Annotated in this window: 21 protein-coding genes; 13 read left to right on the forward strand and 8 right to left on the reverse strand. The window is 67.4% G+C overall.

The annotated features are described in order from the left end of the window. Window positions 1-51 precede the first annotated feature (51 nt). Both VGP60_RS35355 and gltB read right to left on the reverse strand, forming a co-directional pair. Window positions 52-1,560: a glutamate synthase subunit beta gene (locus VGP60_RS35355; RefSeq protein ID WP_327552538.1), complete on the reverse strand. Its 1,509-nt coding sequence runs from the start codon at window positions 1,558-1,560 to the stop codon at window positions 52-54. Next, the gene (gene gltB / locus VGP60_RS35360) at window positions 1,553-6,118 is read right to left on the reverse strand and encodes a glutamate synthase large subunit (RefSeq protein WP_327552539.1); all 4,566 of its coding nucleotides are present in this window, start codon (window positions 6,116-6,118) and stop codon (window positions 1,553-1,555) included. The genes VGP60_RS35355 and gltB overlap by 8 nt, the downstream gene beginning before the upstream one ends. Before the next feature lie 291 nt (window positions 6,119-6,409). Between gltB and VGP60_RS35365 the strand changes: the two genes are divergently transcribed. From VGP60_RS35365 to VGP60_RS35400, 8 genes are all read left to right on the forward strand, one after another. Beyond that, window positions 6,410-7,306 carry an ABC transporter substrate-binding protein gene (locus VGP60_RS35365; protein ID WP_327552540.1) on the forward strand — a complete coding sequence of 299 codons (897 nt, stop codon included), beginning with the start codon at window positions 6,410-6,412 and terminating at the stop codon, window positions 7,304-7,306. Beyond that, complete coding sequence (locus tag VGP60_RS35370; RefSeq protein WP_327552541.1) at window positions 7,303-8,352, forward strand: iron ABC transporter permease; 1,050 nt, start codon at window positions 7,303-7,305, stop codon at window positions 8,350-8,352. The genes VGP60_RS35365 and VGP60_RS35370 overlap by 4 nt, the downstream gene beginning before the upstream one ends. Next, window positions 8,349-9,128, forward strand: coding sequence for an ABC transporter ATP-binding protein (locus VGP60_RS35375; RefSeq protein ID WP_327552542.1), 780 nt, complete (start codon window positions 8,349-8,351; stop codon window positions 9,126-9,128). The genes VGP60_RS35370 and VGP60_RS35375 overlap by 4 nt, the downstream gene beginning before the upstream one ends. A 122-nt stretch (window positions 9,129-9,250) precedes the next feature. Then, a complete protein-coding gene (locus VGP60_RS35380) occupies window positions 9,251-10,039 on the forward strand; it encodes an SDR family oxidoreductase (RefSeq protein ID WP_327552543.1) in 789 nt (262 codons plus the stop codon). An 8-nt stretch (window positions 10,040-10,047) separates the two neighbouring features. Continuing rightward, on the forward strand, window positions 10,048-11,121 hold the full coding sequence (locus VGP60_RS35385; RefSeq protein ID WP_327552544.1) for a diacylglycerol kinase: 1,074 nt from the start codon (window positions 10,048-10,050) through the stop codon (window positions 11,119-11,121). 88 nt (window positions 11,122-11,209) lie between these two features. Next, window positions 11,210-11,554, forward strand: coding sequence for a hypothetical protein (locus tag VGP60_RS35390; protein WP_327552545.1), 345 nt, complete (start codon window positions 11,210-11,212; stop codon window positions 11,552-11,554). Between the two features lie 18 nt (window positions 11,555-11,572). Next, entirely contained in the window at window positions 11,573-12,604 is a 1,032-nt protein-coding gene (locus VGP60_RS35395) for a hypothetical protein (RefSeq protein WP_327552546.1), read from the forward strand. Between the two features lie 26 nt (window positions 12,605-12,630). Beyond that, a complete protein-coding gene (locus VGP60_RS35400) occupies window positions 12,631-13,263 on the forward strand; it encodes a hypothetical protein (protein ID WP_327552547.1) in 633 nt (210 codons plus the stop codon). Window positions 13,264-13,385: 122 nt separating this feature from the next. Here VGP60_RS35400 and lgt read toward each other — a convergent pair whose 3' ends face one another. Continuing rightward, window positions 13,386-14,426, reverse strand: coding sequence for a prolipoprotein diacylglyceryl transferase (gene lgt, locus VGP60_RS35405; protein WP_327552548.1), 1,041 nt, complete (start codon window positions 14,424-14,426; stop codon window positions 13,386-13,388). A 115-nt stretch (window positions 14,427-14,541) separates the two neighbouring features. On the opposite strand from lgt, the gene VGP60_RS35410 reads away from it, so the two are divergent. After that, a complete protein-coding gene (locus VGP60_RS35410) occupies window positions 14,542-15,063 on the forward strand; it encodes a GNAT family N-acetyltransferase (RefSeq protein WP_327552549.1) in 522 nt (173 codons plus the stop codon). Here the strand turns inward: VGP60_RS35410 and VGP60_RS35415 are convergent. Both VGP60_RS35415 and VGP60_RS35420 read right to left on the reverse strand, forming a co-directional pair. Continuing rightward, a complete protein-coding gene (locus VGP60_RS35415; RefSeq protein WP_327552550.1) occupies window positions 15,035-16,111 on the reverse strand; it encodes a hypothetical protein in 1,077 nt (358 codons plus the stop codon). The two genes, VGP60_RS35410 and VGP60_RS35415, sit on opposite strands and share 29 nt — an antisense overlap. A 78-nt stretch (window positions 16,112-16,189) precedes the next feature. Continuing rightward, a complete protein-coding gene (locus VGP60_RS35420) occupies window positions 16,190-17,257 on the reverse strand; it encodes a helix-turn-helix transcriptional regulator (RefSeq protein ID WP_327552551.1) in 1,068 nt (355 codons plus the stop codon). 307 nt (window positions 17,258-17,564) lie between these two features. Here VGP60_RS35420 and VGP60_RS35425 point away from each other — a divergent pair, with 307 nt between their 5' ends. Next, window positions 17,565-18,188 (forward strand): hypothetical protein, encoded by a 624-nt coding sequence (locus VGP60_RS35425; RefSeq protein ID WP_327552552.1) that lies wholly within the window; start codon window positions 17,565-17,567, stop codon window positions 18,186-18,188. On the opposite strand, the gene VGP60_RS35430 is transcribed toward VGP60_RS35425, so the two are convergent. Further along, window positions 18,181-19,341 (reverse strand): M20 family metallopeptidase, encoded by a 1,161-nt coding sequence (locus tag VGP60_RS35430; RefSeq protein WP_327552553.1) that lies wholly within the window; start codon window positions 19,339-19,341, stop codon window positions 18,181-18,183. The genes VGP60_RS35425 and VGP60_RS35430 overlap by 8 nt on opposite strands. Then, a complete protein-coding gene (locus tag VGP60_RS35435) occupies window positions 19,342-20,478 on the reverse strand; it encodes an amidohydrolase family protein (RefSeq protein WP_327552554.1) in 1,137 nt (378 codons plus the stop codon). It lies immediately after the preceding gene. 322 nt (window positions 20,479-20,800) lie between these two features. Here VGP60_RS35435 and VGP60_RS35440 point away from each other — a divergent pair, with 322 nt between their 5' ends. Both VGP60_RS35440 and VGP60_RS35445 read left to right on the forward strand, forming a co-directional pair. Continuing rightward, window positions 20,801-20,995, forward strand: coding sequence for a hypothetical protein (locus tag VGP60_RS35440; protein WP_327552555.1), 195 nt, complete (start codon window positions 20,801-20,803; stop codon window positions 20,993-20,995). Window positions 20,996-21,437: 442 nt separating this feature from the next. Further along, the gene (locus tag VGP60_RS35445) at window positions 21,438-22,817 is read left to right on the forward strand and encodes a glutamine synthetase family protein (RefSeq protein ID WP_327552556.1); all 1,380 of its coding nucleotides are present in this window, start codon (window positions 21,438-21,440) and stop codon (window positions 22,815-22,817) included. Here VGP60_RS35445 and VGP60_RS35450 read toward each other — a convergent pair. Beyond that, entirely contained in the window at window positions 22,814-23,479 is a 666-nt protein-coding gene (locus VGP60_RS35450) for a peptidoglycan recognition family protein (RefSeq protein ID WP_327552557.1), read from the reverse strand. The two genes, VGP60_RS35445 and VGP60_RS35450, sit on opposite strands and share 4 nt — an antisense overlap. Before the next feature lie 253 nt (window positions 23,480-23,732). Here VGP60_RS35450 and VGP60_RS35455 point away from each other — a divergent pair, with 253 nt between their 5' ends. Continuing rightward, window positions 23,733-24,203, forward strand: coding sequence for an SgcJ/EcaC family oxidoreductase (locus VGP60_RS35455; protein ID WP_327552558.1), 471 nt, complete (start codon window positions 23,733-23,735; stop codon window positions 24,201-24,203). The last annotated feature ends 37 nt before the right edge of the window (window positions 24,204-24,240 follow it).

The raw sequence follows: 24,240 nt of genomic DNA on the forward strand, positions 1-24,240 counted from the left end.
CCCGGCCAGCCACCCGACTAATGGGACACTCCTCCCATCAGCTGGACTCCCCTAGACGACCGCGAGGGGCAGCAGGGTCGGGTGGACGGGGGCGGGCAGGTCCGAAGCGCCGGTCAGGTAGGCGTCGACGGCGTGGGCCACGGAACGGCCCTCCGCGATCGCCCACACCACCAGCGACGCGCCGCGGTGGGCGTCACCACAGACGAACACCCCGGGCGACGACGTCTGCCAGTCCGCGCCACAAGAAACGGTGCCGCGTTTGGTCAGCGAGATGCCGAGCTCGTCGAGCAGCGCCATCTCCTCGACGCCTTCGAAACCGATCGCCAGCAGGACCAGGTCCGCCGGGAGCTCCTCGACCTCGTCGCTGAGCGGGACCACTTCGCGCCGCCCGGTTTCGGGGTCCTTCGACACCCGCACCTTCTGCAGCTCGACGGCCCGCACGTGCCCGTTTTCGTCTCCGATGAACCGCTTCACCGCGACCGCGAACCGGCGCTCGCCCGCTTCTTCGTGCGCGGGGTAGGTGCGCAGGATGTACGGCCAGGTCGGCCACGGCGAACGCTCGTCGTCGCGCTCGGCCGGGGCCATCGGGTACTGGTCGAGCTGCGTGACGGACAGCGCGCCCTGGCGGGTCGCGGTGCCGTACGAGTCGGCGCCGGTGTCGCCGCCGCCGATGATGAACACGTGCTTACCCGCGGCGTCGACCGGTGACGGCCCGTCGCCCTCGACGAACTTGTTGGCGGGCACCAGGTGCTCCATCGCCAAGTGCACGCCGGCCAGCTCACGGCCCGGCGTGGTGGTGTCGTCGCGGCCCCGCAGGGCACCGACGGCCAATACGACGGCGTCGTAGCGCTCGTTCAGGTCGTCGACGGTCAGGTCGACGCCGACCTCGCAGCCGGTGACGAATTCCGTGCCCTCTTTGCGCAGCTGCGCGAGCCTGCGGTCGAGGACCTTCTTCTCCATCTTGAACTCGGGGATCCCGTAGCGGAGCAACCCGCCGAGGCGGTCGTCCCGCTCGAACACGGTCACCTCGTGCCCGGCGCGCGTCAGCTGCTGCGCCGCGGCGAGCCCGGCGGGACCGGAACCGACGACGGCGACGCGCTGGCCCGACGAAACCGCCGAAACCTGCGCCTTGACGTACCCGGCTTCCCAGGACTGGTCGGCGATGGTCTGCTCGACGCGCTTGATCGTCACCGGGCCACCGGACAGCGGCGAGATCGACAGGACACAGCCCGCCTCGCACGGTGCCGGGCAAAGCTTTCCGGTGAACTCGGGGAAGTTGTTGGTGGCGTGCAGCCGATCGCTGGCCGCCTCCCAGTCCCCGCGCCGGACGAGATCGTTCCACTCCGGGATCAGGTTGCCCAGCGGGCAGCCCGCGGTTCCCGAGTGACAGAAGGGAATCCCGCAGTCCATGCACCGCGAAGCCTGCTTGCGGACGGCCGCGTTGCGCTCGCCTGCCGGGACCTCGGCGTAGACCTCGCCCCAGCTTTCGAGACGCTCTTCCTTCGGCCGCTTCTTCGGCTCTTCACGCTCGAACTTGATGAAACCCGCCGGGTCAGCCACGAGCCGCCTCCATGATCGCCTCGTCGACATCGCGGCCCGCCGCGCGTGCCGTTTTCGCCGCGTCCAGCACCCGCTGGTAGTCGCGCGGCATGACCTTCGTGAACGACGCCGAGCGGCGCGGCCAGTCGCCGAGCAGCGACGCGGCCACCGCCGAGCGGGTCAGCTCGTGGTGCTTCCGCACGGTTTGCTTGAGCCACGCGAAATCGTCCGCGTTCGGGGCCATCAGGTCGACCATTTCGCGGTTCACCTTCTTGCGGTCGAGATCGAGCACGTACGCGACGCCGCCCGACATCCCGGCGGCGAGGTTGCGCCCGGTCGCGCCGAGCACCACCGCACGGCCACCGGTCATGTACTCGAAAGCGTGGTCCCCCACGCCTTCCGCGACGACGACCGCGCCCGAGTTCCGCACGCAGAACCGCTCGCCGACCTGACCGCGGAGGAACATCTCCCCCGAAGTCGCGCCGTACGCGAGAGTATTGCCCGCGATCACCTGCCGCTCCGCGGAGAACTTCGCCTCCGGATGCGGCCGGACGATGATCCGCCCGCCGGAAAGTCCCTTGCCGACGTAGTCGTTCGCGTCGCCGACCATGTCCAACGTGATGCCGCGCGGCAGGAACGCGCCGAGCGACTGCCCGGCCGATCCCGTGAGCAGCACGTGGATCGTGTCGTCCGGCAAGCCTTCGCCGCCGTAGCGCCGCGTGATTTCGGAGCCGAGCAACGTGCCGACGGTCCGGTTCACGTTGCGCACGGGCAGTTCCAGCCGCACCGGGTGAGCGTCCTCGAGGGACGCTTCGGCGAGCTGGATCAGCGTGCGGTCCAACGCGTGTTCGAGGCCGTGGTCCTGACCGCGCGTGCGACGACGGGCGCCGCCGTACGGGGTCTCGGTCGGCATCTCGAAGATCGGCGAAAGGTCGAGCCCGCTGGCCTTCCAGTGCTCGATGGCCTTGTCGGTCTCGAGGACTTCGGCGTGCCCGATCGCTTCGTCGAGCGTGCGGAATCCCAGCGACGCCAGGGTTTCCCGCACTTCCTGCGCGACGAACTTGAAGAAGCTCACCACGTGCTCGACCTGCCCGGTGTACCGCTTGCGCAGTTCCGGACTCTGGGTCGCGACGCCGACCGGGCAAGTGTCCAGGTGGCACACACGCATCATGACGCAGCCCGCGACGATCAGCGGCGCGGTGGCGAAGCCGTACTCCTCGGCACCGAGCAGCGCGGCGATGACGACGTCACGCCCGGTCTTCATCGCGCCGTCGACCTGTACCGTGATGCGATCGCGCAAACCGTTGAGCAGCAACGTCTGCTGGGTCTCGGCGAGGCCGATCTCCCACGGTGTCCCGGCGTGCTTGAGCGAGTTCATCGGCGAGGCGCCCGTGCCGCCGTCGTGCCCGGAGATGAGCACGACGTCCGCGTGGGCCTTGGAAACCCCGGCCGCGACCGTGCCGACGCCCATCGAGCTGACCAGCTTCACGTGGATGCGGGCCTTTTCGTTGGCGTTCTTCAGATCGTGGATCAGCTGGGCGAGGTCTTCGATCGAGTAGATGTCGTGGTGCGGCGGCGGGGAAATCAGCCCGACACCGGCCGTCGAATGCCGCGTGCGCGCGATCCACGGATACACCTTGTTCGGCGGCAGCTGACCGCCTTCACCGGGCTTCGCGCCCTGCGCCATCTTGATCTGGATGTCGTCGGCGTTGACGAGGTATTCGCTCGTGACCCCGAACCGTCCACTCGCGACCTGCTTGATCGCGCTGCGGCGCTCCGGGTCGTAGAGGCGCTCGGGGTCCTCGCCGCCTTCACCGGTGTTCGACTTGCCGCCGATCCGGTTCATCGCGATGGCGAGGGTCTGGTGCGCCTCCATGGAAATGGAGCCGTACGACATCGCGCCGGTGTTGAACCGCTTGCAGATCGCCTCGACGGATTCGACCTCGTCGATCGAGATCGGCTCGCGCTCCTTGAAGGCGAACAACCCGCGCAGCGTGCCGCCCTCGCGGTACAGGCGGTGCACCTCGTCGCTGTAGGCGCGGTACACCTCTTCGCGGCCGGTCTTGCTGGCGTGCTGCAACAGGAACACGGTCTCGGGGGTGAACAGGTGCAGCTCACCCTCGCGGCGGTACGCGTACTCGCCGCCGGTGTCGAGCCTGCGGTGGACCTTGTCGGTCGGGTTGTCCGGGTACGCGCGGCGGTGGCGTACGGCGGTTTCCTCGGCCAGGACGTCGAGGCCGACGCCGCCGAGCTTCGAGCTGGTGCCGGTGAAGTACTCGTCCAGCATGTCCTGCGCCAGGCCGAAGGACTCGAAGACCTGGGCGGCGGTGTACGCGCCGACCGTCGAGATCCCCATCTTCGACATGATCTTGAGGACGCCCTTGACGAGCGCGGTGACGTAGTTCCGGATCGCCTTGGCAGGCTCGATCCCGGTGACCGCGCCGGTGTTGATCAGGTCCTCGATGGTCTCGAACGCGAGGTACGGGTTGACCGCGGCGGCGCCGTAACCCAGTAGCAGCGCGACGTGGTGTACCTCGCGGGCGTCACCGGACTCGACGACGAGCGCGACGCGCAGCCTTTCCTTGGTACGCACCAAATGATGGTGCACCGCGGAGACGAGCAGCAGCGACGGGATCGGCGCCATGCGGTGGTCGGAGTCCCGGTCGGACAACACCAGCGTGCGCGCGCCACCGGCGATCGCTTCGGACGCCTCGCGGCGGACCCGCTCGATCGCGTCGGCCAGCGCGTCGGCACCACCGTCCACTTCGTACAGTCCGGAAAGGACACTGCAGGCGAAGCCGGGGAGATCGCCGTCGTCGTTGATGTGGATGAGCTTCGCGAGCTCGTCGTTGTCGATGACCGGGTACGGCAGCTGGATATGACGACACGACGCCGGGCCGGGCTCCAGCAGGTTGCGCTCGGGGCCCATGATCCGGCTCATCGAGGTGACCAGCTCTTCGCGGATCGCGTCCAGCGGCGGGTTGGTGACCTGGGCGAAGCCTTGCTTGAAGTAGTCGTACAACAGCCGGGATCGCTTCGACAGCACCGCCGGTGGGGAGTCCGAGCCCATCGAGCCGAGCGGCTCCGCGCCCTTCTCCGTCATCGGCGTCAGCAGGATCTTGAGTTCTTCTTCGGTGTAGCCGAAGGAAAGCTGGCGGCGCAGGACCGAGTCGTGGCTCTGCACGATGTGGTCGCGGTCGGGCAGGTCGGCGATCTGCAGCAGCCCGGCGTGCAGCCAGCCCTCGTACGGGAGTTTCGTGGCCAGCGAGGACTTGACCTCTTCGTCGTCCACGATCCGGCCGGCTTCGGTGTCGATCAGGAACATGCGGCCCGGCTTCAACCGGCCCTTGGCGACGACGTCGGCCGGCGCGACGTCGAGCACGCCCGCTTCACTGGCGAGCACCACGCGTCCGTCGGCTGTCTGCCACCATCGCGCGGGGCGCAGGCCATTGCGGTCCAAGACCGCCCCGACCAGCGTGCCGTCGGTGAAGGTGACACAAGCGGGGCCGTCCCACGGCTCCATGAGACTGGCGTGGAACTGGTAGAACGCCTTACGCCCGGCGTCCATCGAGGTGTGGTTCTCCCACGCCTCGGGGATCATCATCAGTACCGCGTGCGGCAGGCTGCGGCCGCCCAGATGCAGGAGTTCGAGGACCTCGTCGAAGGACGCCGAGTCCGACGCGTCGCCGGAGCAGATCGGGTACAACCTGGTCAGGTCACCCGGGATCAGCTCGGATTCGAGCAGCGCCTCGCGGGCCCGCATGCGGTTGCGGTTACCGCGGATCGTGTTGATCTCACCGTTGTGCGCGACGAACCGGAACGGGTGCGCCAGCGGCCACGACGGGAAAGTGTTGGTGGAGAACCGGGAGTGGACCAGCGCGATGGCACTGGCGAGCCGGGAGTCCTTGAGGTCGGCGAAGAACAGCGGCAGCTGCTCCGGCGTGACCATTCCTTTGTAGACGAGCGTGCGCGAGGACAGCGAAGGGAAGTACGTGCCGCAGCCCGCCGTCACGCTGTCGTTTTCGACGCGCTTGCGCAGGCAGAAGACAAGCCTTTCGAGCTCCAGATCGCTGGGACGGATGCCCTCGGCGTTCGGCTTGCCCGAGACGAACAGCATGGCGAAATGCGGCATGACCCCGCGCGCGGTGGGACCGAGGTCGGCGGCGTCCGCGTCGACGGGCACCTCACGCCAGCCCAGGATGTCGAGATCCTCTTCTTCCGCGGTGTTCTCGATCAGGGCGACAGCCTTGCGGCGCTGCTCCGGATCGGCCGGAAGGAAGGCGATCCCCGCGGCGTAGCGGTGGTGGCCGCGTCTGTCGGGCACGGGCAGCGTGAACCCGGCCTCTTCGCGAAGCAGCTCGTCCGGCAGTTGCAGCAGGATGCCGGCACCGTCACCGCTGGTCGGCTCGGCGCCCGCGGCTCCGCGGTGGTCCAGGTTCGTCAGCGCGGTCAAACCGTCGGTGACGATGCCGTGTGACCGGCGTCCCTGGATGTCGGCCACCATGGCGACACCGCAGGAGTCCTGTTCGGTGGCGGGGTCGTAGAGACCCTGCTTGCCGGGAAGGGCGGAGAAGATCATGAGGGGACCTCCTTCGTCGTGTTCGTGCGTGTTCGGGACACCCCCGGGGGTGTGCGCACGGGACGACGATGGCCCGTTCGTTAGCGCGACTTTAACACCCAGGAAACATGGAGGCACCCGCTCGGACGCGCTTTGATCATCCGAACGGTAACGATCTGGGTGTGCAGAACGACATCGTTCTTGATGAGCCGCGAGTAGTTCGCCGAGCTAAGCATACCTCGTGGACAGTCCGGTCACCTTACCCCGCGAACCGGTCCTGAGCACTACTCCGGCGCTGGTAGCGTCCTCGCAATGTTCCATACGCCGCGACGACGACGCACCTCCTTCGCCACGTTGACCAGCCTGCTCGCGCTCCTCGGCGCCGCCGCGCTGGGCGGTTGCGCGACCCGGGACGAGCCGGACCCGGCCGCCCAGGACAAGCGTCCCGAGCGGATCGTCTCGCTCTCGCCGTCGGCGACCGAGACGCTCTTCGCGGTGGGCGCCGGGCAGCAGGTCGTGGCCGTGGATTCCGCGTCGACGTTCCCGGAGCAGGCACCACGCACGACGCTGTCGGGACTGACGCCGGATCCGGAGGCGATCGCCTCGCACAAACCGGACCTCGTGATCGTCTCCTCCGACGTCACCAACCTCACCGCCGCGCTGGAGAAGACCGGCACCAAGACCTTGGTGCTGCCGGACGCGAAAACGCTCGATGCCGCGTACGCCCAGTTCGCCCGACTGGGTGAGGTGACCGGGCACAAGGCCGAGGGCGAAGACCTCGCGCGCCGGACCAAGGCCGACATCGACAAGCTCGTCGCCGACACGCCGAAGCCCGCCAAGCCGCTGAGCTACTACCACGAGCTCGACCAGACGTATTACAGCGTGACTTCGGCGACCTTCCTCGGCAGTCTCTACCAGCGGTTCGGGCTCACCAACATCGCCGACGGTGCCGATCCCACGGCGTCCGGCGGGTACCCGCAGCTGTCCGCGGAGAAGATCATCCAGGCCGACCCCGCGCTGATCTTCCTGGCGGACACCAAATGCTGCGGCCAGAACGCGCAGACCGTCGCCGCGCGTCCCGGGTGGAACACGCTCACCGCCGTCAAGTCCAGCCACGTCTTCCCGCTCGACGACGACATCGCGTCGCGCTGGAGCCCGCGCATCACCGACCTCGCCCGCGCGATCTCCGCCGCCGTCGCCACCCCATGAGCGAGGGGAACAGTCCCCTTCGGCTCGCGTCGAGGCTCAAGGTGCGCACGGTGTTGCTAGGACTGCTGGTGCTGCTGGTGGTCATGACGGCGTCGGTGCTCGTGGGCGCCGGTGGGCTGGGGTGGCAGCGGGTGCTCGGGGAGATCGTCGCGCAGGTGACGGGTGGCAGATCACCGTTGACCGCGAGGGAAGCGGCGATCGTGTGGGAGCTGCGCGTGCCGCGGGTGATCCTGGCCGGGCTGGTGGGGGCGGCGCTGGCGAGTTCGGGCGCCGCGTTCCAAGGTGTGTTCCGCAACCCGCTCGCCGACCCGTACCTGCTCGGCGCCGCGGCCGGGGCGGGCATGGCGGCGACGATGGTGGTCGTCCTCCTGCCCGCGACCACCGGCTGGGTCATCGGCCCGCTCCCACTGGGCGCGTTCGCCGGAGCGCTCGGCGGGGTCGGGCTCAGCTGGCTGCTCGGGAAGTCGTCCGGCGGCACGGGAACCGCGACGCTGCTGCTCGCCGGGGTGGCCGTCGCGGCGTTCCTCACCGCGATCCAGACCTTCGTGCAGCAGCTCAACACCGACACGATCAAGCAGGTCTACACCTGGATGCTCGGCGGGCTGAACATCAGCGGCTGGCGCGAAGTGTGGATCGCACTGCCATATGTGGCGGTCGCGGCGATCGTGCTGTGTCTCTGCGCGCGCCTGCTCGACGTCCTCACCCTGGGCGACGCCGAAGCCGCGTCGCTCGGCATCCGCCCGGCGCGCGTCCGGCTGCTCCTGCTCGCGGCGGCTTCGCTGGCGACGGCGGCCGCGGTGGCGGTGAGCGGGCTGATCGGATTCGTCGGGATCGTGGTGCCGCATGTCGTCAGGATGCTGTTCGGCGCGAGTTATCGCGTGGTGATCCCGCTTTCGCTCCTCGGCGGCGCCGCTTTCCTTGTGGTGGCCGACCACATCGCCCGCACGGCCCTGCCCGGCGAGCTCCCGCTCGGCGTGGTGACGGCGTTCGCCGGAGCGCCGTTCTTCGTCCTGGTGCTGCGGTCGGTCAAGGGGCGCGCGCTATGAAAGTGCCGTTCATCGCGCTTCAGCTGCGAGACGTCCACGCCGGCTACAGCGGCGACCCGGTCGTCCAGGGTGTCGACGTCGAAGTGCCGCAGGGCGGCTGGCTCGGGATCGTCGGGCCGAACGGCGCCGGGAAGTCGACGCTGCTGAAGACCATCGCCGGTCTGCTGCGCCAGGATCATGGCGAGATCCTCGTCCACGGCAAGTCTTCGTTGTCCCGCAAGGAAAGGGCCCACCTGATCGGCTACGCGCCACAGGACCCGGTGCTCCCCGAAGGACTCACCGTCACCGACTACGTCCTGCTCGGCCGGACCCCGCATCTCGGCACCCTCGCCCGCGAAGGCGTCCGCGATCTGTCCATTGTGGACGACGTGCTCACCCGGCTCGATCTCCGCGAACTGGCGGGCCGGACACTGCGCACGCTGTCCGGCGGCGAGCGTCAACGCGCTGTGCTCGCGCGCGTCCTCGCCCAGAAGACCGCCCTGCTCCTGCTCGACGAACCGACCACCGGCCTCGACATCGGGCACGCCCAGGCGCTGCTCGAACTCGTCGACAAGCTCAGCCGCGAGGACGGGACCACCGTCGTCTCGACCCTGCACGACCTGACCTTGGCCGCGCAGTACGCCGACACGCTGCTCCTGCTCGACAACGGCCGGGTCGCGGCCTCCGGCCCACCGGACGAAGTGCTCACCGCCGAACGCGTCGAGCGGCACTACTCCGCCCGCGTCGAGGTACTGACGACAAGCGGCGGACACCTCGCGATCGTGCCCATCCGCTAGCCACTGAGGGAAAGGGTCAACCGTGACGGGTCGTGGCTTCGCCATCTGTCGACAGATGGCGACCTCTTAGCTACTGAGAGATCACGTGCGTTCCGCCGAATAGAACGTGTTACATTCGCGAGATGATCCTTGACCGGTTCCTGCTCACTGACAAGGTCGCGGTGGTCACCGGCGCGGGCCGCGGAATCGGGGCGGCGACGGCGATCGCGCTCGCCGAGGCCGGCGCCGACGTGGTCATCTCCTCCCGCACCGAAGACCAGCTGAAGTCCGTCGCCGAGCGGGTGGAAGCCGCCGGGCGCCGCGCGTACGTCGTCCCGGCCGACCTGAGCGACCCCGCCGCCGCGGGTGCGCTCGCCGAAGCCGCCGTCGCGACTTTCGGACGGCTCGACATCGTGGTGAACAACGTCGGCGGCACATATCCGCGCCCGTTTCTCGAAACCACGGCCGACTTCCTCGAAGAAGCCTTTCGTTTCAACGTCTCCACCGCGCACGCGCTGACCGTCGCCGCCGCTCCGGCGATGCTCAAGGGCGACGGCGGCGCGATCGTCAACATCTCGTCGATCATGGGCCGGGTCAGCGGGCGCGGTTTCCTCGCCTACGGCACGGCCAAAGGCGCGCTCGCGCAGTACACGCGACTCGCGGCCGCCGACCTATCGCCGAAGATCCGGGTCAACGCCATCTCCGTCGGTTCGGTCGCCACCTCGGCGTTGGAAATCGTGGTGGGCAACCAGGAGATCCGCGAGAAGATGGAAGGCGCCACCCCGCTGCGGAAGATCGGCGAGGCCGAGGACGTCGCCGCGACCGTCGTCTACCTGGCTTCGCGAGCGGGCGCGTACATGACCGGCAAGGTGCTCGAAGTCGACGGCGGACTGCAGGCCCCCAACCTCGAACTCGGCTTACCCGACCTCTAGGAGCAGATATGCCGCTGCGGGTTGTCCAGTGGAGCACCGGAAACGTCGGCCGCAACGCCATCACCGGGATCGATGCCCGGCCGGACCTGGAGCTCGTCGGCGTCTGGGTGTCCACTCCGGACAAAGTGGGCAAGGACGCCGGTGAGCTCGCCGGGCTCGGCCGCTCGCTCGGCGTCACCGCGACCGACGACGTCGAGGCGCTGCTCGCGCTGAAGCCGGACTGTGTCGTCTACACCGCGATGGCCGACGACAGATTGCTCGAAGCCGTCGAAGACCTCAAACGGTTCCTGCGCGCCGGGATCAACGTCGTCTCCAGCGGTCCCGTCTTCCTGCAGTTCCCCGACGGGGTCGTACCGGACGAAATGACGGCGCCGATCCGCGAAGCCGCCGTCGAGGGCAACGCCTCGCTGTGGGTGAACGGCGTCGACCCCGGGTTCGCCAACGACTGGCTGCCACTCGTGCTGACCGGCGTCTGCGAGCGCATCGACGAGGTCCGCTGCCTGGAGATCCTCGACTACTCGACCTACGACAACGGCAAAGTCCTCTTCGAAATCATGGGTTTCGGCAAGCCGATGGACGAGATCCCGCTCCTGCTGCAGCCGGGTGTTCTCGGCATGGCCTGGGGCAGTGTGGTCCGGCAGCTCGCGGCCGGGCTCGACGTCGAACTCGACGGCGTCGAAGAGCACTACGAACGGCTGGCCGCACCGGAAACCTTCGAAATCTCGGCCGGCACCATCGAAAAGGACACCGTCGCGGCGCTGCATTTCGAGGTGCGTGGCATGCGCGGCGGCCGGGCGGTGTGCGTGCTCGAACACGTGACACGCCTGCGGCCCGACCTCGGCCCGGAGTGGCCGCAGCCGACCGGGCAAGGCTGCTACCGCGTCCAGCTCACCGGTGAACCGAACTACACCCTCGACCTGCGGCTGCTCGGCGAAGACGGCGACCACAACACCGCCGGGCTGAAGGCGACGGCCATGCGGCTGGTGAACGCCGTCCCCGCGGTCGTCGCGGCCGAGCCCGGTCTGCTCACCGCGCTCGACCTCCCGCTGATCACCGGGCGTGGCCTCGTGAAGCCCGTTTAGGGGTACCTTTTTCAAAACCCCCCGAGAGTCCGTTAGCGAATGGCATACTTCGGCCCATCGCTTGATCGACTCTTATTGGGGGGAATCCGTGACGGGCTACGACGTCCGACCCGACGCATTGGCCGAGTACGGCCGCAACATGGAGGGGCTGAACTCCGCGGCCGACGCGATCGGCGAATACATGCACACCTACGGCTGCGACAAGTCCGGCTTCACCGGGCTGCTCACCGTTCTGCATCCCGCGGTCGACCTGGTCGGCTCGCTCTTCGGCGAGACCCTGAAGTTCGGCAAGGAGCGGCTGACCTCGCTCGCCGCCGGGATGACCGACGTCGCGAAGACCTACGAAGAGCACGACAAGCAGGTCACGAAGGCGCTGCAGGACATTCTGGCGCAGCTGGATTCCGCCGGGACCGGACAACCGCTGAGCGGGTAATCGAGAGGGGAACTCGGCGTGGTGAAGACCAAGAGCAAGAGCGACGGCAAAAAGAAGGAGGAGAGCCCGGAACAAAAGGCCCAGGACAAGGCCGACGAACAAGAAGACACTCGCGACGAGAATCGGCGACGTCGGCGCGAAGACGGCCGCGGCGCCGGAGACGGCGATTTCGAGGCGGTAAAACCCGAAGGCACCTACGGCGACGGCACCGAGATCATCGCCGTCTTGCAGCCGCCTCCCGCCCCGGGCGGCGAGAACATCCAGAAGATGGTGGAAGAAGCCGGCTGGCAGGTCGCCGCGGTGGACTGGGCGTTCGAACAGGTCACCGGCAACAGCCTGGTGCAGACCGTGATCATGCCCATCACCGGCGACTTCAACAAGATCCAGCAGAACGCCGAAGCCTGGAACACCATCGCCGACAGCATGAAGCAGTTCTCCGCCACCATGTCCGGCAACGCCGAGATCGTCGGCGGCGTCTGGAAGGGCAAAGCGGCCGAGGCGCACAAGAAGTACGTCGACACCGGGTTCAAGCTCGGGCTGACCGTCGAAGCCAAGGTCGCCGAGGTGATCGCGAAGGGCTTCCAGTCGGTCGCCGATGTCTCGCAGCGGCTCTGTGCGAAGGCCCTCGACCTGCTGAAGACGTTGGTCGACAAGGTCATCGACGCGATCGCGAAGATCTGGATCCCGGCGTACGGCTGGGTCCGCGCGGCCGAGCTGATCTGGGACGCCTACCAGCTCTACCAGAAGATCATCGAGATCGTCGACCTCGTCAAGGAGACCGTCCAGAAGGTCGGCGAGATGTGGAACTCGCTGCAGAAGGTCGGCTCCCAGCTCGGCAAGATCAAGGACATCGGCAGCTTCGCCGACGCCAAGCAGTTCGCCAAGGACGTCGGCGGCGCCGCGAAGGACGTCAAGAGCGACTTCGGCGACATCAAGGACAACGTGACCGACATCAAGGACACCGCGACCGGGGTGAACGACACCGCGCACCAGGACAAGGTGCAGCCGAAGGGCCAGAACCGCAGCGGCCGGATCTCCGGCCAGCTCTGAAATTACGCGAGAACCACGGAGAAGTCGTGACCACCGACCAGGATTCCTGGAAACCGCCGGAACTGCGCGAAGCCGAAGCACGGCTCGACGAGACCGTGGCGAGGTCCAGGGTGCTCGAACAAGAAGTCGACGAGATGGACTTGCCGCAGCAGCCGCCCGTTGCCGGCCCCGAGGACATCGCCGCGATCAAGGCCGAGGCCGAACGCGCGAACGCTCCGGAGGAAATGCGGGCGCTCAAACGGAAAGTGGACACGGGTGAGCTCACCTGGGCCGACGTCCTCGAAGGCCGCGCGTACCAGGACCCGGACGTCCGCGCCGCGCTGATGACCCGGATGGCTCCGCTGTCCGAGGTCTACCAGGAGTTCGAAGAGGGCCACACCCTCGACGACGTGCTGGAAGCCGCGGGCGAAACCGGTTCCCTCAACGAAACCCGGACTCCGCAGACGGCTCCCCCGCCCGAGGAACTGTCCGAAGAGGACTACTTCGAAGGCGGCACCGCGCTGCAAGACGACGGCACCCCGTCACCTCCGCCCGTACCGGCACCGCCGGTCGAACCCCCGCCCGCGCCGCCCAAGCCGTCACCCCCGCCGCGACGCCCTCCGAGCGCCAATGCCCCAGAGGACGACGACTACTTCGGCGGCTCCCCCCTCGACGAATAACGCCACCTGTCGACAGATGGCGGCGCGTGAGGCCACACCCGCCATCTGTCGACAGATGGTGATCTCTCAAAAACTGAGAGATCACGAGATGTCGACATCTCGCGGCGCGTGGGCGCGCGGGGTTACTTCGTGGGGTCGCTGGGCTTCGCGTCTTCAGCGGGTTCGGCGGGCTTCTCCGGGGTGGGGTCGGCCGGGACCGACACCTCTTCGGAGGAAGCGGCCTCGTCGGCGTCGGGCTTGTCGACAGCGGGGTCGACCGTATCCGGGTCCTCGTAGTCCTTGCCTCGCAACAGCTCCGGCGCTTCCCGCGGACCGCGCTTCTTGGCGAGCACGAAGTACACGGCTCCGGCGACGAACAGCAGGATCGACGTCCACACGTTGACCCGCAGGCCGAGCACGTGGCTGGCGTCGTCGGTGCGCATCAGCTCGATCCAGCCGCGACCGGCGGTGTAGCCCATGACGTAGACGGCGAACGCGCGACCGTGCCCGAGGCGGAACTTCTTGTCCGCCCACACCACCAGCAGCGCGACACCGAGGTTCCACAGCAGCTCGTAGAGGAACGTCGGGTGCACCGGGCTGGTCGCGAGCGGGATGTGCCCCACGGCGACGCCGCCGAGCATGTCCGTGACGCCCGTGTCGGGATTGATGCGTTCGTAGATCTCCAGGCCCCACGGCAGGTTGGTGTGCGCGCCGTAGAGCTCCTGGTTGAAGTAGTTGCCGAGGCGGCCGATGGCCTGCGCGACGACGAGCGGCGCGGCGAGCGTGTCCGCCATCGCGGGCAGCGGGATGCCCTTCTTGCGGCAGGCGATGAGCGCGCCGACCGCACCGAGGGCCACGGCGCCCCAGATGCCGAGGCCGCCGTCCCAGATCTTCAGCGCGTCGAGCGGGTTCTTGCCCGGGCCGAAGTAGCGGTAGTTGTCGGTGATCACGTGGTAGAGACGCCCACCGACCAGGCCGAACGGCACCGCGAACACGGCGACGTCGATGACCGTGCCCTTCGTGCCGCCGCGGGCGACCCAGCGGCGTTCGCCCCACCAGAGGGCCACGACGATGCCGGCGATGATGCACAGCGCGTAGGCCCGGATCGGGATGAACCCGAGATGCCATACGCCCCGGTCAGGGCTCGGGATGGTCGCGAGGAAGGCAGCCGCGGCGGAATTCACCGGGTCACCGTAACGTGCCCGCCGTTCGGTCCGTCTACGGCCCGACTTCCGCGGGTCCCTTCCGGCGCCGGATACGGGCAGAATCGGAGTTCAGGGTTTTGGGAGGGGCGTATCAGTGAGTCCGACGAACGACGTGGAGATCCGGCGCGCACGCGCCGGCGACCTCCGGGCGATCCCGGCCGAGTTGGGTGACCAGGAGTTCTTCGCCGACAGAGTGGCCAGGCAGGACGACGGCCGTGGGGTGCTGCTCTTGGCCCTGTCCGGCGGCCTTCCGGTCGGCACGGTGTACCTGTGGCGGGAGCGGGCCGACGAGCAGGAGGTCCGTGACCATCTGCCGGAGGTCCCGCTGCTCAACCACGTCGAGGTGCTCGCCGGCCATCGCAACCAGCTGGTGGGCACCCGGCTGGTGAGCGAAGCGGAGCGGATCCTGGCGGGGTTCGGGCACGACCAGGTGGCGCTGGCGGTCAACGTCGACAACACCAACGCCGAACGGCTGTACAAACGGCTCGGGTACCAGCGCTGGGAACACGACACCCTGATCTGCTGGGCCGAGGTCAAACAGCCCGACGGAACCCGGAAAACCTGCCCGGAGACCTGCTACATGCTGGTCAAAGCGCTACCCGGGAGCAGTGCATGAGACCGAGCCTGGTGATGGCCTTCTCCGGCTCGAGTTCGTAACCGCACCTGTCCCGGATGTCTTCGAGATGCAGGGTCCAACGGTCACGATCGGCCTGCCACCACTGCAGGTAGGCGACACACAGCTTCGGGGTGATGATCGTGCTGCGGTTGCGCGCGGCGGTAAGGGCGGCGATCCTGCGGGACTTCACCTCGCTATCGAGGTGGTCATCCCCGGCGACCAGGTCGCGGACGTCTTCGATGAACCGCTTGCGGTGGTCGAGGAACCCCCGCCAGTACTTGAAGGTGGCGTCCTGGATCGGCTGTCCCGAATCCAGCAGCCGGTAGACGCCCTCGGCGAGGCAGTCGCCGAACTCTTCCGCACGGGCACGCCGGATGTCCAGGAACGGGTCGTACGGCGACTGGCTGGCCTTCCCGGTGATCGCGGTGGGTCGCAGACGGTTGTCGTCACCGATGAGGAAGAACCAGTCTTCGCTGTAAATGTTGGGGAAGAACGACCGGTACGAGTCCTCTCCCACGGCGAGCGCGCCCCCGCCGATGAAGCTTTCCTGCTTGCCACCGGCATCCCGATAAGCGTGACAGACCACGGAATTGTCGTGGTAGCCGTCATTGGCGAGCCCGACAGCGTCGTGGTTGCTCAGAAGTCCTGCCGCGTCGCGAAGATCGTCCAGCCGCTCGATCGTGATGTCGTCGTCCAGGAAGACAATGCGTTTCCAGCCGATGACATCCGCGAGGAGCAGGCCGAGGTTCCGTTTGGCGCTGAGGTCGGTCGGCCGGTTGAACACCGTCGACCGGAGCCTGGTGCCGGTCTGGAACTCCGGGATCAGCCCGGCCGGCAAGGGGTCGGTGTCGACGGCGACGATCTTCACCCCGGCTTTTTTCGCCTCGGCGAGCGCGTCATCCGCGTTGGCCGACTGGCTGCAGAGTGCCACGAGTGTGCAATCGAGCCGCGCGGCGAGCGCTATCGCCTTGCTCAGGTTGGCGATCGGGCGCGAGGTCGGCACGATGATCGCGTCGACGTCCGCCGGGACCGAGTCAGCCGCTTTCACGGGGCTCAGCAGGGAACTGTGGGACCCGTGGTGGTGCGTCGAAAGCGCCGCAGCCGTAGGTGTGCTCATAGTCAAGTTCTAAACCGGCCATTCGTGTAGCCGCGTCTCATCGACAGTCCAATCGGGAGTGAGCACCTGACCCATCACGACTGAGACACGGGAGATTATGCTGAAGGCGTCCATGCTTTCGAAGCGGGCCTTCAGATAGGCCTCGTTGCGGTCGCGGAATTTCACGTCGGTGAGCGCTCGTACAGCTCCGACGACACCACGCCCGTACATACCGTTGCAAATAGTGACAGTCCGCTTCGCGTTGAACGGATTCAGGTCACGGTAAAAGTGTGCCACGTCCTCGATGAGACGCCCCTTCGCATCGAGCTGGGGCGCGAACAGGTGGGGGTGCCCGTCCACTTCGAACCCGCCCACCTCGCCGGATTCCTCGGTGCGGACCACCTGGCGCACCGGCAGTTCGACCCGCGCGAGGAGATCCCGGGTCACGACGTTCCAATCCACGCCGCCCAGCAGGACGAGATGCGTGGTGTAGTCGTCCGGCGTCAGCTCCGGCGCGGTACGGAAATGCACCGCGGTGTTCGGGTTGACCGCCCGGATGTGGCCGAACAGCTCGATCAGCGCGTCCGGATCCGCGTACTTGTAGATCTCGACGTAGTCGGGACTGTCCGGATCCGCGTACGAGAATCCTTCACGCAGCAGGGTGTCCGGCAGCTGCGCGCAGACGATGGTCACCACCTCGAGATTCGGGAAGTGCCACAGACCCGTGCCGGTCAGCGCGGCCCGGACGGGCTCCTTGATCGCGTCCGTCCTCAGTTCGGTCAGCTCACGCAGCAGCTTCTCTCGCAGCGTCCGCTCGTCCTCGTTCAGCTGCGAAGCCGGAAGCACCCGAAACGGCTCCTGGGCCACGGACCGCTGTGTCGCGAAGAAACTGGCGTACGCGGCAAGGCGCGAAAGCGGGGGCGCCACCGGCTTCGCCGAGTTCTCCCAAGAAGAGATCAACGAGATGCTGAGCGGCTTCTTGCCGCCGAGCGCTTCCGCGAGTTGCAGCTGCGTGATCCCTTGACCAGGCCAGTACTCTTCCCGCAACGCCTTCAAGCGGCGTGCGAGTGCTTGGCGCGAGTCTTCGGATGACAGCACGGCCGCTGGCCCTCCAGTGAACTTCAGTTAAACAGCTGAAGCGTCTACCTTACACTCTGCGGTACCTCTTCTACCAGCACCCTAGGGTAACGCGTGTCGCGCAGCGGTCTTGCAGGTAGAGGACTTCCTCCACGTATTGTCCAGTCGCTCTCCAGGGCTTACTCTGAAGCCAGAGCGAACTAAAGAGAACTTCACTGAAGTTCAGTTTCGACACGATGGGATGGCTATGAACGTGCTCGTGCACCTGGACGGCAACACCCACCACGCCGCTTCTTCCAACGGCCCGTAGAGATGAGGAGGGGTTGAAATGAACGCGCTGCTTCCAGTACTTCCCTACCACCGAGCGATTGTGGCGGTGGACATCGAAGGTTCCACGACGAGGACCAACCCGGTGCGGGCCCAGCTCCGGCGCGTGCTCTACGACCTTCTCGAGGAAGCGTTGCTCGAGGCCGGGATCACCGAGGAACACCGTGACCCCCTCATCGACCGGGGCGACGGGATCCTCGTCCTGATCCACCCCGTGACCCAGGCCCCCAAGACCGTGCTGCTGAGCCGGGTCATCCCCGAACTGACCCGGCTGCTCGCCCAGCACGCCGCCCAGCACCCCGCCTTCCAGTTCCGCCTCCGCGCCGCGGTGCACGCCGGTGATGTCCACTACGACGACAGAGGATGCTACGGCGAGGACATCGACATCACGTTCCGCCTGCTCAACTCCCCCACTTTGAAGAAGACGCTCAGGCAGACGCCGCAGCCACTGGTGCTTGTCGTCTCACAGGAGATCCACCGCTCGGTGATCCGGCACGGCTACGACGGGATCGACATCAGCGCCTTCGACCCCCGCGTCCACGTCCAGATCGCCGGCCAGCGCGTGCGGGGCTGGGTCCAGATCCCCGCGCCCCGGCAGTCCGACGAAAACGACATCGCTAGCTGAGCGCGGCGAGATATCCCGCGATGAAAGCCTTCGCCACCAACGAGATCGCGCTGTCCGGCGGAAGGAAGCGCTCGTCGTGCAGACTCGGCGAGCCGGCGGTGTCGCCGAGGCCGGCGAACATCATCAGCCCGCGGGTCGCCCCGCAGTAGTGCGCGAAATCGTCCGCGCCGAAGGACCGGAACTCGGTGTCGATGCCGACACCCCCACGCGAAAGCCAGGTCTGCGCGCGCGTGGCGAGGCCGGAATCGTTGTGCAGCACCGGTTCCCCGGACATGACCCGCAGTACCGCCTCGCAGCCGTGTGACCGCGCGGTGCCCTGGACGATGTCGCCGAGGATTTCCACGGCCGTCTCCCGGTCCGAATCCCGCATCAGGCGCAGCGAGCCGAGCGCGGTCGCCTCCCTGGGCACGACGTTCGCGGCCGTCCCGGCGTTGATGCGCCCGATCGAGCACACCGCGCCGAAGACCGGGTCGATCCTCCTGCTCGCGATGGTCTGCAGGCTCACGATGATCTGACTCAGCGCGAGGATCGGGTCGCGCAGCAGATGCGGGTACCCGGCGTGGCCATCCTGTCCGGTCACCACGATCTCGAACTGATCGGTCGACGCGTTGATCGGGCCCGGTGCCGCCGAGACGACCCCCTCCGGCAGCCGCGGCTGGACATGCGCGCCGATCACCGCGCTGACGTCGTGCTCGGCCAGCAACCCGGACTCGACGACGTCGAAAGCGCCCGAGGGAGCCATTTCCTCCCGCGGCTGCAGCAGCACGAGGATCGGCTTCGGCACGCCGATCCTGGCCGCCGCCCGGGAGACCGCGACGAGCGCGGCCAGGTGGACGTCGTGCCCGCAGGCGTGCATCACCGAAGTCTCCGACGCCCACGGCACGCCTGTCGCCTCCATCACCGGGAGCGCGTCGAGCTCGGCCCGCAGCGCGATGGCCCCGCCGGGTTCGGCGCCTTCGAGCAGCAGCGCGCGGCCGGTCTTGGCCATCCGCACGCCGTCGCCCAGTCCGAGTGCCTGGACCAGCTCGTGGGTGGTGTCGTCTTCGTCTCCCGAGACGCGCGGGTCGGCGTGCAGCCGGTGGCGCAACTCGGTCGCGGCGGGCAACTCGGCGGAGACGGCACTCAGCCAGTCATCCCACAGCTCTGAACTCACTTAGGTATCCAATCCGTAGACTCGCTGGGCGTTTTCGATACCGACCAGCCTGCTGATGTGTTCGGCGTCGGCGAGCGAAAACTCGTCGGCGTCGAGGCCCTTCCTGAGGAAGTCCGAAAGTCCGCGCCGGAAGAGCAGTGTGCCCACGTGGTACAGCTCGGCGAGGCCGAACGCGTCGGTGGAGAACAGGAACTTACCGAACGGGGTGATTTCCAGCGTCTCCTCGATCAACGCCGAGGACCGGAGGCCGGTGTTGTGCGTCGCGAGGCCGACGTCGACGAACACGTGCTCGAAAACCTGCGCCAGGTAACCGGCCTCGCGGTGGAACGGATAGTTGTGCAGCAGCAGGATCGGCACCCGGCTGCGCCGGGTCGCGCGCAGAAAATCGGTCAGCAGTAAGGGATTGCAGCGATGCAGGTCGACGTCGGAGTCGCCGTAGCCGACGTGGAACTGGACCGGCAGGCCGAGGTCGATACCGGTCCAGACGAGGAATCGGTGCAGCACCTCGTCGGCGAGCCGGATCGGCGCGCCCGCGTCGACGTCGGCGAGCCAGTTCCCGGCCGCGATCGCGACGTCGGCGGAAGTGGGCCGCTCGCCCGAAAGCTCCAGCCCGACGCGGTACGCGGCGATCGACTTCACCCCGACGGCGTTCGCCGTGCGCTTCTCCAGCTCCGTCGAGAACGCGTCGGCGAACCCGACGCCGGACGTGCCCGCCCAGACGACGGCTTCGGCGACCTGTTCGAGCCGCACGATGTCGTGGGCCCTGGCCTGGGCCAGCCGCGCGAGCTCGGTGCTGCTCGTCAGCTGGTCCGGCAGGAAGCCGCCGTCCACCAGGAAGTCCCCGGTGCCGGTGGCACGCAGGAACCGCCCGTTGACCTCGCTCGCCGTCAACTCGGCGCGGCGCGTGAGGTACTCGTCGGCCGTGGCGTGGGGCTCGAGGTCCAGGACCGGCGGGCACCAGCGGCGCACCGCCAGCCCGATCAGCGAGTCGAAGAGGGTGGTGCCCAGCGGCGAGACCGTGTCGGCCTCGGTGAGCATCGCCTCGAACGCCGGGCGGTCCAGCTCGGCCGAGACGAGGCCGTGGCAGTGGTGATCGACAAGGCGAAGATCGGCGACGAAGGGCAGCAAGCCGGTCATCTTCCTCCTTCGACGCTCAGTATCGTCCGGCGCCGAGCGGGTTGCCGGGCGCGGCGAGCTTACGCCGGACGAACACCGGCAAGATCGACCCGATCGTGGTCAACAGGTAGATGACCAGCAGAATCATTGTGCCGATGGACCACCAATAGACCACCGCCGGCGGTACCCCTCGCCCGGCGGTACCGCTGTCTCTTCGAAACCACCTAGCGTGAGATTGCCGTTAGTGTCTACAGGAAGGTGACGTTATGAAGCCAGGTTGCAGTTGCAGTTGCGGTGACGCCTGCACGTGCGATCCCTGCAACTGCGGGTAGATTTCGCAGCAATGGATCAGCGACAGGTGAGCTTCGTGGCGGCGGCCATCCGCGACGACCTGGCGGCCGATGGGATCACCCTCTCGGACGAGCAGGCGGACCGGGTGGCCGTCTCCGCTACCAAGGCGTGCATCAACTGGATGATCGCCGCCGCGCAGGAAGGCATGATCGACAGCGTGCACGTCGACAGTGAAAGGCCGGAGTGATGAGCGCACCTGTACGCGAGATCTCGTCCCGCAGGATCACCGGTGCCCGCCGTATTACGAGATCATGGCTAAGCCCGAGGAATACCTGACGTGCTGGAGGTGCGACGGGATCTACCGGACGCAGCACGGCGAGTGGGTTCCCCCGGGCATCGAAGTCCCTGAACAGACGAAGCGCCCGAAAACGAACCACGCGGACCGTTACGCGTACAAGGACACCAAAAGCCGTTAGACGAACGGTCCCAGCTCGGCGGGTTTGGCCAGATTCCGACCTGGTTAAGAAAAGCGGTGCCTGGCGTCCCGGCGGCCGACGACGTCACCACGGCGTAAAACGTATACGTGCCAAGGAAACAGGCCACCAGTGTTCTCGGGTGGACCGGTTTCGACGGTGTCTGACACGATGCACCTCGATTCCCGAACAGCAGTCAATCATCGTGGGAGTGTCATGGGCGAGCTCGATCGGGCGGCGCTGGGGGCACGCGCCCACGAACTCGGTGCCCGCCTGACGGCGCGTGGCGTCGAGCTGGTCGCATTGACCTGGGTGGACAACAGCGGTATCACCAGGACCAAAGCGGTGCCGCTGCGCCGGTTGGCGAACGCGGCGGCATGGGGTGTCGGGGCTTCGTACTCGTTCGACTTCTTCCTGTTCAATGATGATCTCATCACCGGCGAGTACTCGCGCGGGGCCGTCGGGGACCTGCGGCTGTATCCGGACCTGGAGCGGCTGACGGCGTTGTCCGCGCAGCCCGGCTGGGCTTGGGCGCCCGCCGATCGCTACGACCAGGAAGGCGTGGTGCATCCGCAGGACCAGCGCAGTCTGGCGAAGGCGGCCGTCGAGCGTCTCGCGGAACGTGGCTACACGGCGAAGATGGCTTTCGAGGTCGAGTGGATCATCACCGCGGAGAGCGCGCCGGACGACATCACCTCGGCCGTGTGCGGCCCGGGCTACGGCTATGCCAGCCTTTCCCGGCATTCGGACTACCTGCGTGCGGTCGTGTCCGCTTTGGAACGTCAGCGGATCGGCGTCGAACAGATCCATCCGGAGTACGCGGCCGGGCAGTTCGAACTCTCCGTCGCGGCTTCGGATCCGGTGGCCGCGGCGGACACCTACGTCCTGGTGCGGGAAACCGTCCGCGCGGTGAGCCGGCAGCACGGGCTCCGCGCGTCGTTCACGCCGCGCTTCGCCGGTGAGGGCGTCGGCAACGGCGGCCATGTGCACCTGAGCGTCTGGGACGGCGAAACCAACGCCTACGCGGGCGGCGACCGCCGGTTCGGCATGACCGGCGTCGCGGAGTCGTTCAGCGCGGGCATTCTGGGGCGGCTGCCCGCGTTGCTGGCCGTCGGCGCGCCTTCGGTGGTCAGCTATCTCCGGCTCGAGCCGCACCACTGGGCGGGCGTGTACGGCGTGTGGGGACTGGAGAACCGCGAGGCGCCGCTGCGGTTCGTCACCGGTTCCGTCGGTGAGCGGGCCAAGGCGGCGAATCTCGAGGTGAAATGCTTCGACCAGACGGCGAACCCGTATCTCGTCGTCGCGGCCCTGCTGTTCGCCGGACTAGCCGGGCTGGACGAAGGCGGGACGCTGCCGGAGCCGGTCGACGTCGATCCGGGGACGCTCCCCGAAGACGAACGCCGGCGCCTCGGCATCGACCGTCTGCCGACGAACCTGCTCGACGCCGTGGCCGCCTTCGAGGCCGACACCGTGTTGACCGGGTCCTTCGGCGCTCCGCTGGCGACGACGTTGACGGACATCCGGAAAGCCGAAGCGGCACTGTTCACGGGCGCGACGGCCGAGGAGATCGCGCGGGCCATGCGCTGGACGCACTAACGCTTGAGCGCGAGGGCGACTTCCTTGCGCAGCTGGGGAAGTTTCGCGTACAGCGCCTCGCCGGGGCACTCGGTGTTGTAGAAGTCGCGGTGCCCCTTGATCTCCTCGACCGGGATGCCGTACTGCTTGCAGACGTACGCGCAGAAGACGACGAGCGCCTTCCACTGCGCCTGCGGCGGCTCGACGGCGGTGTACAGGCCTTCGTTCTCGATGCCGATGGCGTTTTCGTTCTGGCCAGGGCAATGCGCCGCGCGGACGATCTTGTTGCCCGAGCGCAGCGTGTCGAGGCTGCCGTGGCGTCCTTCGAGCGAGTAGCCGCCGCGGCTGATGGTGAAATGCTGCCCCGTGTCGGCCCAGGTGTTGTTGTCCATGTGGTCGGCCTGGTTGTCGCGGCAGATCTGGAACGCGTGCGCCCGCGAGTAGTCGGTGCTGTTCGCGCTCGCGATGTGGTGGACGAGGATGCGGTTGGCGGGGTGGTCGAGGACCGCGAGGGTGTCCGACGGCGGGCGCGCGGCCCACTCGTCGCAGCTGTAGATACGGGGGACAGCCACGGCGGCGCCGGAGATACCCGGTACGGCCAGCGCCGCGATGCCCACCCCCGCGGCCAGTCCTGTTCCTCGGAGAAACCCTCGGCGGTTCAGCGCGTGTAAGTCGACGTCCATGGGCGGGACTCTGCGCGAGCCGCGTACATGATCCCTACAAATCGCCTTTCACCACGGAACGCTTTTCGATAACCGTCGCTTATGAGCGGATCGAGCATTTCTATCGCCATTAAGGGAATTTGCCCGATTGAGTGAGCTTGGATGGTTTATTACTACCAACAGATAACGGCTGCGGTATTTTGTCTACCGTTTTCTGGTGGATTGCCCGATAGTTCGCTTTCCGCGCACTAGATCGGGTGTACAGGAGTTCACATTGCGTAACAAGCGCCTCGTACGCGTCGGAGTCGCCGCCGGTTTCGCCCTGACCGTCGCGTTCACGACTTCCGCCGAAGCCACCCACGAACCGTCGAAACGGGAGATCACCGCCCAGTTCACCAAGTGGAACGCGGCCCTCGCCTCCCACGACCCGGCGAAGGTCGCCGACCTCTACGCCCCCGATGCCGTGCTGCTGCCGACGTTGTCCAACGTCGTGCGCACCGACCGCGCCGGGCTCATCGACTACTTCGAGGAGTTCCTCGAGAAGAAGCCGAAAAGCACGCTCACCCAGGAGATCATCACCGTCCTGGACGACAACACCGCCATCAACACCGGCGTCTACCACTTCGACCTGACCGTCGACGGCCACCCGAGCGCCGTCGACGCGCGCTACACCTTCGTCTACGAAAAACGCCACGGCCGCTGGCTCATCACCAACCACCACTCCTCCGCCATGCCCACCCCGTAGCCACCTGGCTCGTGAGTGGCAACGAGTGTTAGAACAC

The organism is Amycolatopsis sp. (assembly GCF_036008905.1).
In the GTDB taxonomy this organism is placed as follows: Bacteria; Actinomycetota; Actinomycetes; order Mycobacteriales; family Pseudonocardiaceae; genus Amycolatopsis.

Coding starts and splice junctions, on each gene's coding strand:
- VGP60_RS35370 (WP_327552541.1), top strand. CDS start 7,303: ATGAGCGAGGGGAACAGTCCCCTTCGGCTCGCGTCGAGGCTCAAGGTG.
- VGP60_RS35445 (WP_327552556.1), top strand. CDS start 21,438: ATGGGCGAGCTCGATCGGGCGGCGCTGGGGGCACGCGCCCACGAACTC.
- VGP60_RS35440 (WP_327552555.1), top strand. CDS start 20,801: ATGGATCAGCGACAGGTGAGCTTCGTGGCGGCGGCCATCCGCGACGAC.
- VGP60_RS35450 (WP_327552557.1), bottom strand. CDS start 23,479: ATGGACGTCGACTTACACGCGCTGAACCGCCGAGGGTTTCTCCGAGGA.
- VGP60_RS35435 (WP_327552554.1), bottom strand. CDS start 20,478: ATGACCGGCTTGCTGCCCTTCGTCGCCGATCTTCGCCTTGTCGATCAC.
- VGP60_RS35425 (WP_327552552.1), top strand. CDS start 17,565: ATGAACGCGCTGCTTCCAGTACTTCCCTACCACCGAGCGATTGTGGCG.
- VGP60_RS35380 (WP_327552543.1), top strand. CDS start 9,251: ATGATCCTTGACCGGTTCCTGCTCACTGACAAGGTCGCGGTGGTCACC.
- VGP60_RS35375 (WP_327552542.1), top strand. CDS start 8,349: ATGAAAGTGCCGTTCATCGCGCTTCAGCTGCGAGACGTCCACGCCGGC.
- VGP60_RS35365 (WP_327552540.1), top strand. CDS start 6,410: ATGTTCCATACGCCGCGACGACGACGCACCTCCTTCGCCACGTTGACC.
- VGP60_RS35385 (WP_327552544.1), top strand. CDS start 10,048: ATGCCGCTGCGGGTTGTCCAGTGGAGCACCGGAAACGTCGGCCGCAAC.
- gltB (WP_327552539.1), bottom strand. CDS start 6,118: ATGATCTTCTCCGCCCTTCCCGGCAAGCAGGGTCTCTACGACCCCGCC.